Source organism: Mesorhizobium sp. L103C131B0, from assembly GCF_000502275.1.
Taxonomy (GTDB): domain Bacteria; phylum Pseudomonadota; class Alphaproteobacteria; order Rhizobiales; family Rhizobiaceae; genus Mesorhizobium.
In genome coordinates this window covers 131,964-148,292 of the sequence record NZ_AYXC01000021.1, presented here as the reverse complement: position 1 = coordinate 148,292, position 16,329 = coordinate 131,964, and the positions used below count along the sequence as shown (strand labels likewise).

Genomic DNA, 16,329 nt, shown 5'->3' with positions numbered 1-16,329 from the left:
ATATGGAATGAGCATTCCTCCGCGAATTCGAGCGCCCGGCGCCGGCCTAGGCCTTACGCTTCTTGCCCGTGCTGCGCCGCTTCTCGCCGACGCCGACGGTGAGCGCCATGGCCAGCGCCATGGTGGCCGACAGCGAGCGGAAGCCGGCAAAATCGGCCTCGGCAACCTCGAACCAGACCTTGGCGAACTGCGCTAGTGGCGAAAACGAACTGTCGGTGATGGCGATGATCGGCACGCCCTGTTCGGAAATGGTGCGGGCCTCCTCGATGGTGGCCGGCGCATAGGGCGAGAAACTGATGGCAATGACGGCGTCCGCCGGGGTGGCGAAGGCGACCATCTCGGCATTGAGGCCGGCGGCGGATTCGATCAGCTGGTTGCGGATCTTCAGCTTGCCCAAGGCATAGGCAATGTAGCTCGCCACCGGGTAGGAGCGGCGCTTGGCCAGGACATAGATGGTCTCGGCCTTGGCCAGCAGCGAGATCGCGTCTTCCAGATGCGCCTCGTCCAGCGAGCGCGAAATATCGTTGAGCGAAGTGCTGGCGGCGGCGACGAAGCCGTCGAAGATGGCTCGGTGTCCAGCACCCGCATCGGCCTTGGCGCGCAGCGCCTGCAGGCGTTCGTCATAAGAGGAATTGCGCTCGCGCAGCCGCTCGCGAAACACCTGCTGCAGGCTGGTGAAGCCGTCGAAGCCTAGTTGCTGGGCAAAGCGGATCAAGGTGGACGGCTGCACGCCCGCCGAAGCGGCGATGCTGGCGGCGGTGCCGAAGGCGATGTCATCGGGATTGTCGAGCGCATAGGCGGCGATCTGGGCGATGCGCTTGGGCAAGGTTTCACGGCGATCGAGGATCGTGGCGCGCAGCGTCTCGAAGTCGCGAGGTACCCGTTCGTCCATCGTCGCCCCGTCCAAGCTCATCTAGAGCATGATGCCGAAAAGTGTGCAGCGGTTTTCGGACGACATCATGCTCTCTTTAACTCAAGTGACGTCCTCTCTGCCCCATCATAGCGAGCCTGCGCAAGAAGGCCATAAAAAATGAGGCAGACATTCCATTCGGAGAAGAAATGGACTAATTCATCCATCGATCGCTTCAGGTATTGGGAGAAAGAAATGGTCGGCGTTGGTCTTATCGGCACGGGTTTCATGGGCAAATGCCACGCCATTGCGTGGAGCGCCGTCGGCGCCGTCTTTCCCGATGTCGCCAAGCCGAAGCTGGTCCATCTCGGCGAGGTCAACGAGGAGCTGGCCAAGCGCAAGGCCGGTGAGTTCGGCTTCGCCAAGGCGTCGGGCGACTGGCGTGCCGTCGTCAACGACCCCGAGGTCGATATCGTCTCGCTGACCACGCCCAATCAGTTCCATCCGGAGATGGCCATCGCTATTCTCGAAGCCGGCAAGCATCTGTGGTGCGAGAAGCCGATGGCGCCGAGCTTTGCCGAAGCAGCGGCGATGGCGGCCGCGGCGAAGAAGTCCGGCAAGGTCGCAGCCCTTGGCTACAACTACATACAGAGCCCGGCCATCCGCCACATCGGCGCGCTGCTCGAGGAAAAGATCATCGGCGAGGTCAACCATCTGCGCATCGAGATGGACGAGGACTTCATGGCCGACCCCGAAGCGCTGTTCTTCTGGAAGCATGAGGCCGCATCCGGCTATGGCGCGCTCGACGATTTCGCCGTACATCCGCTGTCGCTGGTCTCGACGCTGTTCGGCCGCGTCGCAAAAGTCATCTGTGACATGGCCAAGCCCTACGCCGACCGCAAGCTGGCCGCCGGCGGCCGCCGCGCCGTCGAGACCTACGACATCGCCAGCGTGCTGATGCATCTGGAAAACGGCATTGCCGGCACGCTGCTGGTCAACCGCTCGGCCTGGGGCCGCAAGGGCCGCATCGCCATCCAGATTTTCGGCTCCAAGGGATCGATCCTGTTCGACCAGGAGCGGATGAACGAAATCCAGCTCTACGTCACCGCCGATCGCCCGACCGAACAGGGCTACCGCACCATATTGGTGGCGCCGCACCACAAGCCTTACGACGCCTTCCTCCCGGCGCCGGGCCATGGGCTCGGTTTCAACGACCTCAAGATCATCGAGTGCCACGAATTGCTGACGCGGCTTGCCGGCAAGCCGGCACGGGTCATCGAATTTGCCGAAGGGCTGGAGATCGAGCGCACCGTGCACGCGATGGCGAGGTCGTTCGAGGAAAAGCGCTGGGTGGATGTGCGGTAAACCCGCTCGCTTCAGCCGCCAGCGACAGCGTTCGCCTCCCAGCCACTGACCCAGACCTGGCGCAGGCGATCGCCTTCGCCTTTGAAGCGCAGCCCGGTCGCTCGGCAATCGGCGATGCGGTCGCTGCGGAAATTGCGGATCGCCTGGCGCAATTCACACCAGGCCACGATGTTGGCGGTTTCTGAATAGTAGATCAGCGCGATCGGACGGATCAGCCGCTCGGAGGCGCGGCCGATTTCGTCGCGATAGGACAGGTCGAGCTTTTCCTCGTCGCGGATGGCGCGGCGCACAAGCGCCAGATCGATGGTGCCGATTGCCGGTGCTGCGAACCCCCAGACATGCAGTGCGTTGGCGTCGAACGCCTGGCGCAACGGCGGCGGCACGGCGCCGGCGATCTTGGCGCTGACGCGCTTGGCCGCCTGCTTGAGTTCGCTGTCTCCCGTGCGCTCCAGCAGGGCGAGCGACAGGACGATCGCTTTCATCTCCTCGATCGAAAACATCAGCGGCGGCAGGTCGAAGCCGGGACGCAATATGTAGCCGATACCGCGCCCGCCTTCGATCGGCACGCGCATTGCCTGCAGTGCGGCGATGTCGCGATAGATCGAACGCATCGTGACTTCCAGCTGCCCGGCGATCATGGCTGCCGTCACCGGCTGCCGCGCCAGCCGCAGGATCTGGATGATCTCGAACAGCCGCGACGCCTTGCGCATTTCCTCTCCCTGATGAACGCTACTGACACATCCCCGTCAGTTGGGATGATTTATTGGACTGCCTATCGGGTTGAAAATCAACAAATTCCTCCACGGCACCCCAGCAGGAAGCGACAAGCAACTGACATGAGCTACGCGGAAAATCTCTGGCTGTTCTTTATCCTGCTGTCCGGCATCATCATCGTGCCCGGCATGGACATGCTGTTCGTGCTGGCCAATGCGCTCACCGGCGGCCGCGACCGGGGCCTCGCCGCCACGGGCGGCATCATGGTCGGCGGCATCGTGCACACGCTGAACGGCGCCATCGGCGTCGGCCTGCTGATGCATTTCGTACCGATCCTGTACAAGCCGCTGCTGATAGCCGGCGCCGCCTACATGGCCTTCATCGGCATCTCGCTGATGCGCAGTTCCATCACCGTCGGCCACGACGGGCCCGCCGGCAGCCGTACGGCCTGGAAGGCCTTTCGCCAGGGACTGGTGACCTGCCTGATCAACCCGAAGGCCTATCTCTTCATATTTGCCGTCTATCCGCAGTTCCTGAAGCCGGATTACGGCCCGATCTGGATGCAGGCGACGGTCATGGGCTTGCTGACGATGCTGACGCAGGCCGCCATCTATGGCGGGCTCGCCATCACCGCCGGCCGCAGCCGCAATCTGCTGGTGGCCAATCCGCGGGCGACCGCTTTTGCGGGCCGGGCGGCCGGACTGCTGCTGTTTGCGGTCTCGGTGTTTACAGCATGGGAAGGGTTGAGGGCAGCGTGATCCCGATCAAGCGATGACGCCGCGTTTCTTCGCCTCGGCGCGGCGCTTGCGGATCACTGTCCCGGTCTTTTCGTCGTCGAGGGCGGCAGCTACCCCGTCCGCGAGACCGATGACGTCATGACCGCCTCACGCCCTCGCCCAAGACGACGAGAAGCTCGTCCAATTGCTCGAACGTCTCGCCCATCGCATCCGCCGCCCCGGTACCGGCCGCGTCGAGAGCCTCCTTCGAGGGATAGAGTTCGTGCATGACCAGCAGCGTCTTGCCACCCTTTTCCTCGAAGGTCAGCGTGGTGACGGGTCCACCGTCACCACCTTCCTCATTGGTCCAGACGAGGCGTGAGTGGGGTGTCACTTCGATATACCTGCCGAAGAATTCGTGAAGGTCGGAGGCGTCGTGGCCGAACACCAGGCGGTACGTGCCTCCGGTACGAGCATCCATCTCGCAGGAACGCAGGAACATGCCCATCGACTTCGGCACCCACCACTGCTTGAACAGCTCGGGCTTGGTCCACGCCTCGAAGACGATGCGCGCCGGACCGTTGACTGTTCGCGTGACGACCAGCTCGCGTTCGGACTTCCGTTCGACCGTGGTGCGGCTGTTCGTGGGCTCACTCTCGGTTCTTTGGCGCATCGGCTTTCTCCTTCCGTTTCAATTCCTCGACAACCTTGTCCAACTCGTTGAAGCGTGCGTCCCAGAGCAGGCGGTGCCGCTCGATCCAGGCCGCCTCTTCCTCCAGTCCGCGCAGGCCGAGCTTGCAGGTCCTCACGCGGCCAACCTTCTGCGTGGTGACGAGCCCCGCCTGCTCCAGGACGCCGACGTGCTTCTTCATGCCCGTGAGGGTCATGTGGAACTTTCCGGCAAGCTCGGTGATCGAAGCGTCTGCGCGTCCGAGCTGCTCCAGAACGCCACGCCGGGTGGCGTCCGAGAGCGCGGCGAACGAGGAATCCAAGTCGGTATACTGAACCATATGGTTCAGTATTTAGCAGACCGGTTGCCGGGGTGCAAGGGGAGCCGCAGCGTCCTTCCCGCGCATCGCCTCGTATCAGGCGGCGCCCGACCGGTTCTCCATCATGGCGCGGCGGGCTGAGCGGCGCCATTCTACGGCGCCGGCGAGGCCGTGCAGCACCGTCTCTGTGGTCGCCCAATCGATGCAGCCATCTGTGATGCTCTGGCCATAGACGAGCGGCTTGCCTGATACCACGTCCTGCCGGCCGGCGACGAGATTGCTCTCGATCATGACGCCGATGATACGCTCGTCCCCTGCTGCCACCTGGCCGGCGACATCGGCCGCCACCTTCGGCTGGTTCTCCGGCTTCTTGCTCGAGTTGGCGTGGCTGACATCGATCATCAGACGGGGGGCGACGCCGATGCGGGCAAGTTCGACCGAGGCCGCCTCGACGCTCGCCGCATCGTAATTCGGCTGAACGCCGCCGCGCAGGATGACGTGGCAGTCCTCATTGCCGGTAGTAGTCGCAATGCCGCTGCGTCCGCCCTTGGTCACCGCCATGAAATGATGCGGCTGGGCGGCGGATTTCACCGCCTCGGCGGCGATCCTGAGATTGCCGTCGGTGCCGTTCTTGAAGCCGACCGGGCAGGACAGGCCGGAAGCCAGTTCGCGGTGGATCTGGCTCTCGGTGGTGCGCGCGCCGATGGCGCCCCAGGCGACGAGGTCGGCAATGTATTGCGGCGTCGTCATGTCGAGAAATTCGGTGGCCGAGGGCAGGCCGAGATTGTTGACCGCCGACAGCACGTTGCGCGCCATCCGCAGCCCCTTGTCGATGTTGAAGCTGCCGTCGAGATCGGGATCGTTGATAAGGCCCTTCCAGCCGACAGTCGTGCGCGGCTTTTCGAAATAGACCCGCATGACGATCTCCAACCGGTCGGACAGGGTCTCGCGCAGCGCCACTAGCCGGCTGGCATAGTCAACGGCCGCGACCGGGTCGTGGATCGAACACGGGCCGACGATGACAAGCAGCCGGTCGTCGGTGCCGTTCAAGATGGCATGGGTGGCGTTGCGTGATGCGCTCACGGTGCGCGTTGCCGTCAGCGTGCGCGGGATCTCCCGCATCACCTCGTCCGGCGTACTCAATTCTCGGATTTCCTTGACCCGAAGATCGTCTGTGGTGGTCAACACGGCTTTCTGCTCCTGTTTTTAGGAGACCTGCCGGCTGATACAAAAAAGCCGCCAGGTCTGGCGGCTGTTCGGACTTGTTGCTGCAATCTTCAGATCGAGCGCAATCCTCCCGCCGCCAGCGAGCTGCTAAAGTACCAATACGAGGCGGTCAGGTTGATCATGAGGCTCATATAGTCGATGCCGAGGCGCTTGTCACGTGGGGTATGCGGAGACAATTCGGGATGGGCCGAATCCTCGCGATTTCGTCATCCCAGGGCGGAGCAGGAGCGAAGCTCCGTCGCGGAGACCCTGGGATTCATTCCGTGACCTGGGCCGTGGAGTGCGGCGGAGCAGAATTCTGGACCGTAGCAGCGCTCTGAAGTCGCGGCATGGATCCTCGGGTCTGCGCTGCGTCGCCACGCTCCTTGCTCCGCCCGTGGATGACGAAGTGCCGGCGGTTCGCCAATCGCCAACACGTATAACGCGGAGCGGCTCATGCGGTCCAGGGATCGAAGAGTTCAAGCCCTAAGCCTTCGAAATGTTTCGTATTGCGCCTTGCCAAGGTGAGCTCGTGCGCAATCGCAGTGGCTGCGATCAGGCCGTCCATCGACGATAGACCACGACCGCGGCGCTTGCCAAAACCCATCAGGTCGCCCCAGGCCAAGGCAACCGCATCGTCCACCGGCAAAACCCGCTGTTCGAAGCGCTGGGGCAGGTCCTGGGCGAGCCATTCGGCCAGCGCCTCGCGTTTGCGGCCCTCATCCATCAGAGAGACGCCGCGCCGGATCTCGCGATCGACACTACGCTGATGAAGGAGCGGTCCTCATCTAGCTCGTCCAGCCAGCCCAGGACACGTGCGACAGGCGCTGGCCTCGTCACCTCGGACAGGACATTCGTGTCGAGCAGCAGTCTCACCGCGGCAGGTCACGCGGTTCGTCGCGCTGACGTTCAAGGTCGAGATCGGCGCCGCGCAGCGGCGAGTCCAGCAGGAACTCGGCAAGCGTACCCTTGCGTGCGATCTTGCGCTGCCATTCCTCGGCCGAGACGACAACCACGCTTGGTTTGCCGTTCTTGGTGATCGTCTGCGGCGAGGACTGCGCGCGCTCGATGACCTCGGAGAGCCGGGCTTTTGCCCCGGCAACCGTCCAGTTGGTGCCTTTGGATGACGTTAGCATCGCATCCCTCGTGACTATATCGCATCCCTCGTGACTATCATGACTATCATGACTATCTGGGAATGGCGATGTTGCTGCAACAGGGTTTGAAGCTACTCCGGCGAGGTCCCCGCGACGTTCTGGTCATAGTCGACCAGCGAGCCGGTCATGACGCCGGATTGCGGGCTGGCCATGTAGCTGATCAGCCGCGCCAGTTGGTCGGGCTTGACCAGTTGGCCCATCGGCTGGCCGGCCTCTGCCTTTGCCAGCCAGTCGTCGGAGGCGCCGTGCCATTTCTTCTGCACGATGTCCTCGCCCTCCGTGTCCATCCAGCCCGGCAGCACGGCGTTGCAGCGGACGCGGCTGAAACGATAGGCGTTGGCGACGTTCTTGGTCAGCGTCGCCAGCGCGCCCTTGCTCGAGGAATAGGGCGCAAGGAACGACTGGCCGCAATGTGCCGACATCGACAGCACGTTGACGATCGAGCCCGGCGCCTTCTTGTCCAGGAGATGGGCCACCACGCCCTGCATCAGGAAGAACGGGCCGCGCACATTGGTCTGGAAAATCTGGTCGAAGGTCTCCTCGGAGGTTTCGACCAGCGACCCGCGCGCGGAGGTGGCGGCGGCGTTGACCAGCGCGTTGACGGTGCCGAAATGCGAGATCGCGGTTGCCACCGCGCGCTTGCAGTCCGCCACTTTCGAGACGTCGGCGCTGATGAAGATCGCATCGACGCCTGCCTTCTTGAAGTGGGCGACAGCCTTGTCGCCCTTCTCCTGCGAACGGCCGATGAGCGCCAGCGCCTTGCAGCCCTCGTCGGCCAGCGCTTCGGCGACGGCAAAGCCGATGCCTTGCGCGCCGCCGGTGACGATAGCGCGCGTGTTCGAATTGCGATCGGCGGATGTGCTCATCGCTCTGCTCCTGTGCCTTGGTTCCGGTTCTTACTTGTCGAGACGGACGGTCTTGCCCGATGTCGCCGACTTCAGCGCGGCATCGGCCAGCTGCAGCGCCACGAGGCCGTCGGCGCCGCTCGGCGATGCCTTCTTGCCCGAGGTTGCAGCAGTGATGAAGGCGGCAATCTCGATGGCGTAGGCGTCGAGATAGCGGGTCATGAAGAAATCGTGCAGCGGCGGGCGGGTATAGCCCTTCTCGTTGGCGACCTCTATCGACACCGGCCGCTGGTTTTCGGCGGCGACCATGCCCTTGGAACCATGCACCTCTATGCGTTGGTCGTAGCCATAGGTGGCGCGGCGCGAATTGGAGATGACGGCCTGCTTGCCGGATGCGGTTTCGAGGATGACGCTGACCGAATCGAAATCGCCGGCCTCACCGATCTTCTTGTCGACCAGAACCGAGGCATGGGCGCTGACCGCGACCACCTCTTCGCCGAGCAGGAAGCGCGCCATGTCGAAATCGTGGATGGTCATGTCGCGAAAGATGCCGCCCGAACGCTTGATGTAGTCGACCGGCGGCGCACCTGGATCGCGCGAAGTGATGGTGACCATCTCCACCTTGCCGATGGCGCCGTCGTCGATCGCCTTGCGTACGGCGGCGAAGTGCGGATCGAAGCGGCGGTTGAAACCGACCATCAGCGTCGCCTTGGCCTTGTCGACCACGGCCAGGCATTTCTCGACACGCTTGACGTTGAGATCGATGGGCTTCTCGCAGAAGATCGCCTTGCCGGCCTTGGCGAAACGCTCGATCAGATCGGCATGGGTGTCGGTCGGCGTGCAGATGACCACGGCGTCGATGTCCTTGGCCTTCTCGATCGCGTCGATGGTGCGCACTTCGGCGCCATAGGCGGTTGCCAGTTCGGTCGCCGCCTTCTCAAAGGCATCGGCAACGGCCACCAGTCTGGCCTGCGGGTTGGAGCCGACGGCGCGGGCATGGACCTTGCCGATGCGGCCGGCGCCGAGGAGAGCGAAACGAACAGTCATGGGTATTTCCTCTAGGGGATGGGTTCGAGAGAGTTGTGTCGGCACCTTCCCGTGAGGGAAAGGGGCAAGGGTACTTTTCGAGCGCACCAGAAAACAGGGTGACCACCCTGTTCAGGCCGCGAGTTCCGCCTCCCCGGTCTTGGCGCCGGTGATGTAGGAGACGATGTCGTTGCCGTCGGTGTTTTCCTTGCGCAGATTGGCGACGATGCGGCCGCGCCGGAAGACGACGATGCGGTCGCACAGGTCGAACACCTGGCGCATGTTGTGGCTGATCAGGATCAGCGGCTCGCCATTGTCCTTCAGCGTGCGGATGATGTTCTCGACCTGCGCCGTCTCCTGCACGCCAAGGGCTGCCGTCGGCTCGTCCATGATGATCAGCTTGGAGGCGAAGGTCGCGGTCCGGGCGATGGCAACGCACTGGCGCTGGCCGCCCGACATGTGGCGGATGGTGTTGGAGAGGTTGGGGATTTTCACTGCCGTGCGGATCAGCGCCGCCTCGGTCGCCTTGCGCATGTATTTGCGGTCGAGGATCGAGAACGGCCCGAGATTGAACAGCACCTTTTCGCGGCCGAGGAACAGGTTCGACGGCACGTCGAGATCGTCGGCCAGCGCCAGATTCTGGAACACGGTCTCGATGCCCGCCGTGCGCGCTTCGATCGGCCCGGCAAAATTCACTTCCCTGCCGTCGAACCAGATCTGGCCGCTGGTGCGCTGCTCGACGGCGGTGATCTGGCGCACGAAGGTGGATTTGCCGGCGCCATTGTCGCCCATGATGGCGACATGCTCGCCCTTGCGCAGCTCGAAATTCGCGCCTTCCAGCGCATGGACGCCGCCATAGCGTTTGGTCAGGTTTTCGGTCTTCAGGACGATGTCTGTCGTGGAGATATCTGGCATGGTCAAGCCCTCAATGCCCGCATGCGCTGGCGCCATTGGTCGAGAACGACCGCGCCGACGATGATCACGCCCTTGACCATCTCCTGATAGTAGGCGTCGAGGCGCAGGAAGGTGAAGCCGGAAATGATGACGCCGAAGATCAGCGAGCCGATCACGGTGCCGACGATCGAGCCGCGGCCGCCCGACAAAGAGACGCCGCCGATGACCGCCATGGCGATGGCGTCGAGCTCGTACATGACGCCCATGCCGGACTGTGCTGTCAGGTTCTTGGAGGAGAGCACGACGGCGGCCAGCGCGGCGAGGATGCCGGCAATGACATAGACGAGGATCTTGTGGTTGGCGATCTTGATGCCCGACATGCGCGCGGCATCCTCGTTGGAGCCGATGGCGTAGCAGTGCTTGCCGTAGCGTGTGTAGGTCATGATCAGCTGGAACAGCACCGCCAGCGACAGGAAGATGATGACCGGCATCAGGCCCTTGCCGATACCAGCGAAACTTTCGGTCGGAAACGAGATCGGCTGACCCTTGGACCACCATTTGGCAATGCCGCGCGCGGTCACCATCATGCCGAGCGTGGCGATGAACGGCGGAATGCGCGTGTATGCAATCAAGGAGCCGTTGACGAGACCGGCGAGCAGACCGCAGCCGATGGCGACTAGTACCGGCACGATGACCGGCAGGTCGGTCCAGCCTTGCGCCAGGAACATCGCCTTGGGGTTGGGGTTACCGTTGACCGTCGCCACCTGGGCAAAACTCATGGCGATCATGGCGGTGGCGCCGACGATCGAGCCCGAGGACAAGTCGATGCCGCCGCAAATGATCACCTGCGTGACGCCGATGGCGATGATGCCGACGATCGACACCTGCAGGATGATGATCTGCAGGCGGGCCTCATTGAAGATCCCGGCGACGTTGTCGCGCGTGTTGAACAGGAAGCTGTCGCCAAGAAAGATGCGGCCGATCATTTCGAAGATGACGACCAGAATGACCAGCGCCAGGAAGACGTTGAATTCGGCCGGCCATGTCCGCCTCTTCGCGTCATAGCTGACCCCGCCGACGCCATGAGATGTCTGTGACATGTCTGTCCTCCGTGAGGCGGCATTTGCCCTCCCGCACGTAAGGGCGGTGAGGGAAACGGGAGCGGCGCGATTGATGCGCCGCTCCGTTAGTCGAACGAGTCGCCGGCTCAGTTCTTCTTCAGGAACTTGTCGATGTTGGCTGGCGTCACGAGTTGGAAGGGCACGTAGACCTTGTGCTCGACCTTCTCGCCCTTGGCGAGCTTCAGCGCTGCGTCCAGAGCGCCGGCGCCCTGGCCGGCCGCATCCTGGAACACGGTGGCATCGAGGTCGCCGGCCTGCATGGCGGCAAGCGCGTCCTGCGTGGCGTCGACACCGCCGACGACGACCGTCTTCATATCGATGTTGGCGGCCTTCATCGCCTGGATGGCGCCGATGGCGCTTTCGTCATTGTTGGCGATGACGCCGTCGAACGGCTTGCCGGTCGACAGCCAGTTGGTCATCAGGTTCTGCGCTTCGTCCCGGTTCCAGTTCGAAGTCTGCTTGTCGATGATCTTGATGAAGCTGCACTCCGGCGTGGCGATCACCTCTTCGATGTCCTTGGTGCGCTGCACGGCGGCCTGGTTGGAAAGCTCGCCCATGATGACATAGACATTGGCTTCCTTCTTGCCGGCCTCGGTGAACAGGCGGCAGACTTCCTTGGTCTCGAGCGTGCCGGAATCGGCCTCGTTCGACGCGACGAAGGCCTGGTTGTCAGGCAGCGTGTCGACATTGACCGGCTGGCGGTTGACATAGACCAACGGGATCTTGGCGGCTGCGGCGGCGTCCGACATCGCCTGCGTGGCCGAGGTATCGACCGGGTTGACGATGATGGCGTCGACGCCCGAGGCGGCGAAGTTCTTGATCTGGTCGAGCTGCTTGGCGACGTCGTTCTGCGCGTCCTCGACCTGCAGTTCCACGCCGCTCATGCCCTTGGCCTGCTCGATCATGCCGTTGCGCAGCACGGTGAGGAAGTTGTCGTCGAACTTGGCCATCGACACGCCGACCTTGGCGGCAAAAGCGGACGAACTCATCAGCGCCGCAATGGCGACGCCCAAAATCAGTTTCTTCATTGTGTTTCTCCTCCACATTGGTGTCCGGCTGCACCGATCTACCCGGAATCCCCGATAGCCCGAGGAATCTCTCCCTGATGCCTTCCTGTTCCGTATGGCGTTTTGTCCAAGGGATGGAACGCCAGGCTCCCAGTTTGAAACAGATGTTCCGGAACGAAAGAACCAAAATACCAATCTGATGAAATATTTATTCCATTTTTTCGCGAGACGTCAAGAGCGATTCCTAAGTCGGAAAGCGGATTTTCGGTCGCCGCGCCGCAATTTCACGTCGAATCAAGGCCGACAGCGGCCCAGGCCGAGTCTGAAGGCAGAATTGATAGATTCTATCATCGCCGGAGAGCCCACGCCGAACGGGTCAGCGCGGCAACGCGTTAGATATTTTCCGGCAGATAGATGTCGAAGGGCAGAAAGGTCTGGCCCGGCGCGTTGGCGGCGCCGGCCTCGATGGAATGCGCCATCAGGTCGACAAGCTCGCGGCACAAGGCGGCGAGCGGCGTCGAGATCACCATTGTCAGGATGTTGTCGGCGAGTGCCGCGCGCGATTCGGCGTTGATCTCGTTGCAGACGACCACCGGCATGTTTGCGGGCTTCGCTGCGCGCAGCGCCGAGACCGCGCCTTCCATGCCGCCGCCGGCGACATAGCAGCCGGCAAGATCCGGATACCGCACCAGGAGATCGATCATCGCATCGTGGGTGACCTGGTTGGCTTCCAGATTGACCAGCGTTTCCATCACCGTGAAGTCCGGCGCATGTTCGCGGAAGAAGGAGCGAAATCCGATCTCGCGCAGTTCATGGCCGTGGAAGCGATGACTGCCGACGAAAAGGGCGACCTTGCCGGGGTTCTTTGCCGCCCTGGCGATCATCCAGGCCGCGGTACGACCGACCTTGCGATTGTCGAGGCCGACATATCCCTCACGGATGCCAGCGGCAAAGTCGGACAGCAGCGAGAAGACAGGTTGCCCCCTCGCTTTCAGCGACTCCACGACCGCCGTCAGCGTCGGATGGTCCGGACCGACAACGGCGATTGCTCTGGATTTCGCTGCCAGCTTGCGCATCTGGGCGGCGATCTCGTCGGCGGCTAGCGAGCTGGCGAAATCGATGGTGGCGACGCCGCGGAAGCGCTGCGATTGCGAGACCGCCATTTCTAGCTCCCTCGCGAAATCGCCGTAAAAAACATCATTGCCCCGCAGCAGCAGAAAGCCGAGGCGGTATTCCGGCAATTCCTGGCGCATGCGCCGCTTGATCAGCCCGGCGGCGTGGTAACCGATGCCGGTCGCCGCCTCATAGACGCGGCGCGCGGTTTCCTCGCGCACCGGCAGCCGGTTGTTCAGCACCCTGTCGACAGTGGCGACGCTAACGCCGGAGATGCGCGCCAGATCGGTGATGGTTGGCCGTTTTGCCATGACTGTCCCGCATGAGTGCCTGCAACTGCTTACATCGTTCTGATGGAAAATGATAGAAACTATCTTTGTGATATTGAGACTATCACCGCATGGCGCTATTTTGCGCTCGGACACAAGCGCCCTGTAATGGACATATCCGTCCTGACGGATGCTGTGGCCGACGGAGCCAGCCCCTATGGAAGCGACACTATCCACACCACCGTCCCGGCGCGACTACAGCCTGATCGGCCGCGACGCCAAGCTCGCCGTCGAGACCGGCCTGTCGGCGGCCGAGTGGTATCACACCGATATTCCGCGCAAGCAGATGAAGGAGCTGATGCAGCGCTCCGATGGGCCGGCGATCCGCGACACCACGATCTGGCTGGCCGCGCTGATCCTGAGCGCCGCCGGCGGCGCCTGGTTCTGGGGCAGCTGGTGGTGCGTGCCGTTCTTCTTCGTCTATGGCGTGCTCTACGGCTCCTCCACCGATTCACGCTGGCACGAATGCGGCCACGGCACCGCCTTCCGCACCCAGTGGATGAACGACGCGGTTTACCAGATCGCCTGCTTCATGATCATGCGCAATCCGGTGACCTGGCGCTGGAGCCACACCCGCCACCACACCGACACCATCATCGTCGGCCGCGACCCGGAAATCTCGGTGATGCGGCCGCCGGATCTGTTCCGCGTTGCGCTTGGCTTTATCGGCGTGCTGGATGCCTGGCATGCGATGTCGGACATGCTGCGCAACGCCGCCGGCAATATCAGCGCGGCGGAAAAGACTTTTATCCCCGAACAGGAGCAGCCTAAAGCCATTCGCATCGCCCGAATCTGGACGGCGATCTATGCCGTCACCATCGCGATCGCACTGTATTTCGGTTCATGGCTGCCGCTGATGCTGGTCGGGCTGCCCCGGCTCTACGGCGCCTGGCATCATGTCATGGTCGGCCTGCTGCAGCATGGCGGGCTGGCGGAAAATGTCGTCGACCATCGGCTGAACAGCCGCACCGTCTACATGAACCCGGTCAGCCGCTTCATCTACTGGAACATGAACTATCACGTCGAACACCACATGTTCCCGATGGTGCCCTATCATGCGCTGCCTAAACTGCATGCGCTGATCAAGCACGATCTGCCGGCGCCGACGCCGTCGATCCTGGCGGGCTATCGTGAGATGATCCCGGCCTTTTTGCGCCAGCTGCGCAACGAGGACTATTTCCTCAAGCGCGAACTGCCGCCGACGGCGCGGCCCTATCGCGAGGAACTCCACAACGACGCCGTCGCCGCCGCGGCGGAATGATCGCGCGATTAAGCTTTTGTTTTGACGCAACTCCGAACGGAAAACCGCAACGCACTTTTCCTGGAATTGCTTTTGGGAGGAGCACATGAGCGACTGGATCGAGGCCTGCGCCGCCGGCGACATCGACGAAGAAGATGTGATGCGCTTCGACCATGGCGGCCGCACCTTCGCCATCTATCGCAGCCCTGACGACGATTATTTCGCCACCGATGGCCTGTGCACGCACGAAAAGGTGCATCTGGCCGACGGGCTGGTGATGGACGACATCATCGAGTGCCCCAAGCACAATGGCCGCTTCAATTACAAGACGGGGGCGGCACGGGGCGCGCCGGTTTGCGTCAATCTCGCCACCTATCCGGTAAAGGTCGAGGCCGGCAAAGTGCTGATCCAGATCGGATAGACCATGCAGGCGGGAATGGTCATCATTGGCGCCGGCGAGTGCGGCGGGCGGGCAGCGCTGACACTGCGCGAGCTGGGCTATGACGGGCCGGTGACGCTGGTGGGTGACGAACCCCATCTGCCCTATGAGCGGCCGCCCCTGTCCAAGGACGCAATGACGAGCGACGCGGCCGAGATCAAGACGATCGCCAGCGACGAAATTCTGGCCGAGAAATCGATCCGGCATATCCATTCCGTTCAAGCGGTGGCGATCGACCGCCCGGCGCATATGGTGCGGCTGTCGGACGGTTCGGCCCTGCCCTACGACAAGCTGCTGCTGGCGACCGGCTCGACACCGCGCAAGCTGCCGATGCCGGGATTGGGGTCGCGCTGCGTCTACCTCCGCACCTTTGCCGACGCGCTGGCCATTCGCGCCCACCTCAGCCCGGCAAACCGCATCGCCATCATTGGTGGTGGCTTTATTGGCCTGGAGCTCGCCGCTTCGGCGCGCAAGCTCGGGGCCAGCGTCACGGTCATTGAGGCGCAGCCGCGCATCCTCATGCGCGGGGTGCCGGCGGAGATCGCTGAAATCATCCATCAGGCGCATGAGGCCGAAGGCGTGACCGTGCTCACCGGTCAGGGCATCGCTGATATCGCCGACGACGGCGCTGAGGTGCACATCATGCTCGCCGATGGGCAGGACATCGTCGCCGATCTCGCCGTCATCGGCATCGGCGCCGTGCCGGTGACCGGGCTTGCCGCGGAAGCGGGCCTGACCGTCGATAACGGCATCGCCGTCAATGGCGAACTCCAAACAATCGATCCCGACATCTTCGCCGCCGGCGATTGCTGCTCGTTTCCGCTCGCTGTCTATGCTGGCCGGCGGGTGCGGCTGGAAGCCTGGCGCAATGCGCAGGAACAGGGTGCGCTGGCCGCGAAGAACATGCTGGGCGCCCGCGAAGCGCATGCCGCGGTGCCATGGTTCTGGTCGGATCAGTATGGTTTGTCGCTGCAGATCGCCGGCCTTTCGGACGAGGGCAAAAGCACGGTCCGCCGCGATCTCGGCGACGGTGCTTTTATTCTGTTTCATCTGGCCGAGGATGGCAGGCTGGTGGCGGCGAGCGGCCTCGGTACGGGCAATGCCGTGGCGCGCGACATCAGGCTGGCCGAGATGCTGATCGCCAAGCGGGCTAGGCCGGCGCCGGAGGCGTTGGGGTCGCCGGATGTGAAGCTGAAGTCGTTGCTGGCAGCGTGAAGGACTGACTTACCCTCCCCTTGTGGGGAGGGTCGCTGCGAAGCAGTGGGGTGCGGCACCGGCCCCCACCCCGACCTGCGGTCCGACCTCCCCACAAAGGGGG

Annotated in this window: 17 protein-coding genes and 1 pseudogene; 5 read left to right on the top strand and 13 right to left on the bottom strand. The window is 63.1% G+C overall.

Annotated features, from left to right (window positions below):
• Window positions 1-46: 46 nt before the first annotated feature.
• Window positions 47-892 carry a MurR/RpiR family transcriptional regulator gene (locus tag X730_RS139245; protein WP_023703746.1) on the bottom strand — a complete coding sequence of 282 codons (846 nt, stop codon included), beginning with the start codon at window positions 890-892 and terminating at the stop codon, window positions 47-49.
• Window positions 893-1,105: 213 nt separating this feature from the next.
• Between X730_RS139245 and X730_RS139250 the strand changes: the two genes are divergently transcribed.
• Window positions 1,106-2,215: a Gfo/Idh/MocA family oxidoreductase gene (locus tag X730_RS139250; protein ID WP_023827372.1), complete on the top strand. Its 1,110-nt coding sequence runs from the start codon at window positions 1,106-1,108 to the stop codon at window positions 2,213-2,215.
• 11 nt (window positions 2,216-2,226) lie between these two features.
• Here X730_RS139250 and X730_RS139255 read toward each other — a convergent pair whose 3' ends face one another.
• Window positions 2,227-2,925 carry a YafY family protein gene (locus tag X730_RS139255; protein ID WP_023827371.1) on the bottom strand — a complete coding sequence of 233 codons (699 nt, stop codon included), beginning with the start codon at window positions 2,923-2,925 and terminating at the stop codon, window positions 2,227-2,229.
• A 126-nt stretch (window positions 2,926-3,051) separates the two neighbouring features.
• On the opposite strand from X730_RS139255, the gene X730_RS139260 reads away from it, so the two are divergent.
• Window positions 3,052-3,687 (top strand): LysE family translocator, encoded by a 636-nt coding sequence (locus X730_RS139260; protein ID WP_023672340.1) that lies wholly within the window; start codon window positions 3,052-3,054, stop codon window positions 3,685-3,687.
• Between the two features lie 115 nt (window positions 3,688-3,802).
• Here the strand turns inward: X730_RS139260 and X730_RS139265 are convergent, their stop codons facing one another.
• The 11 genes and pseudogenes from X730_RS139265 to X730_RS139310 all read right to left on the bottom strand — a co-directional run bounded on the left by X730_RS139265 (window position 3,803) and on the right by X730_RS139310 (window position 13,314).
• Window positions 3,803-4,318: an SRPBCC domain-containing protein gene (locus X730_RS139265; protein ID WP_023672339.1), complete on the bottom strand. Its 516-nt coding sequence runs from the start codon at window positions 4,316-4,318 to the stop codon at window positions 3,803-3,805.
• The gene (locus X730_RS139270) at window positions 4,296-4,655 is read right to left on the bottom strand and encodes a helix-turn-helix domain-containing protein (RefSeq protein WP_023672338.1); all 360 of its coding nucleotides are present in this window, start codon (window positions 4,653-4,655) and stop codon (window positions 4,296-4,298) included. The genes X730_RS139265 and X730_RS139270 overlap by 23 nt, the downstream gene beginning before the upstream one ends.
• A 75-nt stretch (window positions 4,656-4,730) precedes the next feature.
• A complete protein-coding gene (locus X730_RS139275) occupies window positions 4,731-5,822 on the bottom strand; it encodes a 3-deoxy-7-phosphoheptulonate synthase (RefSeq protein WP_023728858.1) in 1,092 nt (363 codons plus the stop codon).
• Window positions 5,823-6,294: 472 nt separating this feature from the next.
• A pseudogene (locus X730_RS01000000164805) lies at window positions 6,295-6,716 on the bottom strand (type II toxin-antitoxin system VapC family toxin).
• Window positions 6,713-6,976, bottom strand: a complete 264-nt coding sequence (locus X730_RS139280; RefSeq protein ID WP_023702090.1) for a type II toxin-antitoxin system Phd/YefM family antitoxin — start codon at window positions 6,974-6,976, stop codon at window positions 6,713-6,715. The pseudogene X730_RS01000000164805 and the gene X730_RS139280 overlap by 4 nt, the downstream one beginning before the upstream one ends.
• 92 nt (window positions 6,977-7,068) lie before the next feature.
• The gene (locus X730_RS139285) at window positions 7,069-7,863 is read right to left on the bottom strand and encodes an SDR family oxidoreductase (protein ID WP_023827370.1); all 795 of its coding nucleotides are present in this window, start codon (window positions 7,861-7,863) and stop codon (window positions 7,069-7,071) included.
• Between the two features lie 30 nt (window positions 7,864-7,893).
• Window positions 7,894-8,889, bottom strand: coding sequence for an inositol 2-dehydrogenase (gene iolG / locus X730_RS139290; protein WP_023827369.1), 996 nt, complete (start codon window positions 8,887-8,889; stop codon window positions 7,894-7,896).
• Window positions 8,890-9,000: 111 nt separating this feature from the next.
• Entirely contained in the window at window positions 9,001-9,783 is a 783-nt protein-coding gene (locus X730_RS139295) for an ATP-binding cassette domain-containing protein (protein ID WP_027049093.1), read from the bottom strand.
• A gap of 2 nt (window positions 9,784-9,785) precedes the next feature.
• Complete coding sequence (locus tag X730_RS139300) at window positions 9,786-10,862, bottom strand: ABC transporter permease (RefSeq protein WP_023687413.1); 1,077 nt, start codon at window positions 10,860-10,862, stop codon at window positions 9,786-9,788.
• A gap of 107 nt (window positions 10,863-10,969) precedes the next feature.
• Window positions 10,970-11,911 (bottom strand): sugar ABC transporter substrate-binding protein, encoded by a 942-nt coding sequence (locus X730_RS139305; protein WP_023827368.1) that lies wholly within the window; start codon window positions 11,909-11,911, stop codon window positions 10,970-10,972.
• A 371-nt stretch (window positions 11,912-12,282) separates the two neighbouring features.
• Window positions 12,283-13,314 (bottom strand): LacI family DNA-binding transcriptional regulator, encoded by a 1,032-nt coding sequence (locus X730_RS139310; RefSeq protein WP_023684066.1) that lies wholly within the window; start codon window positions 13,312-13,314, stop codon window positions 12,283-12,285.
• 175 nt (window positions 13,315-13,489) lie between these two features.
• Here X730_RS139310 and X730_RS139315 point away from each other — a divergent pair, with 175 nt between their 5' ends.
• From X730_RS139315 to X730_RS139325, 3 genes are all read left to right on the top strand, one after another.
• Entirely contained in the window at window positions 13,490-14,593 is a 1,104-nt protein-coding gene (locus X730_RS139315; protein ID WP_023827367.1) for a fatty acid desaturase family protein, read from the top strand.
• An 85-nt stretch (window positions 14,594-14,678) separates the two neighbouring features.
• Window positions 14,679-14,993: a MocE family 2Fe-2S type ferredoxin gene (locus X730_RS139320; RefSeq protein ID WP_023672328.1), complete on the top strand. Its 315-nt coding sequence runs from the start codon at window positions 14,679-14,681 to the stop codon at window positions 14,991-14,993.
• Window positions 14,994-14,996: 3 nt separating this feature from the next.
• The gene (locus tag X730_RS139325) at window positions 14,997-16,226 is read left to right on the top strand and encodes an FAD-dependent oxidoreductase (RefSeq protein ID WP_031197325.1); all 1,230 of its coding nucleotides are present in this window, start codon (window positions 14,997-14,999) and stop codon (window positions 16,224-16,226) included.
• Window positions 16,227-16,329 lie beyond the last annotated feature (103 nt).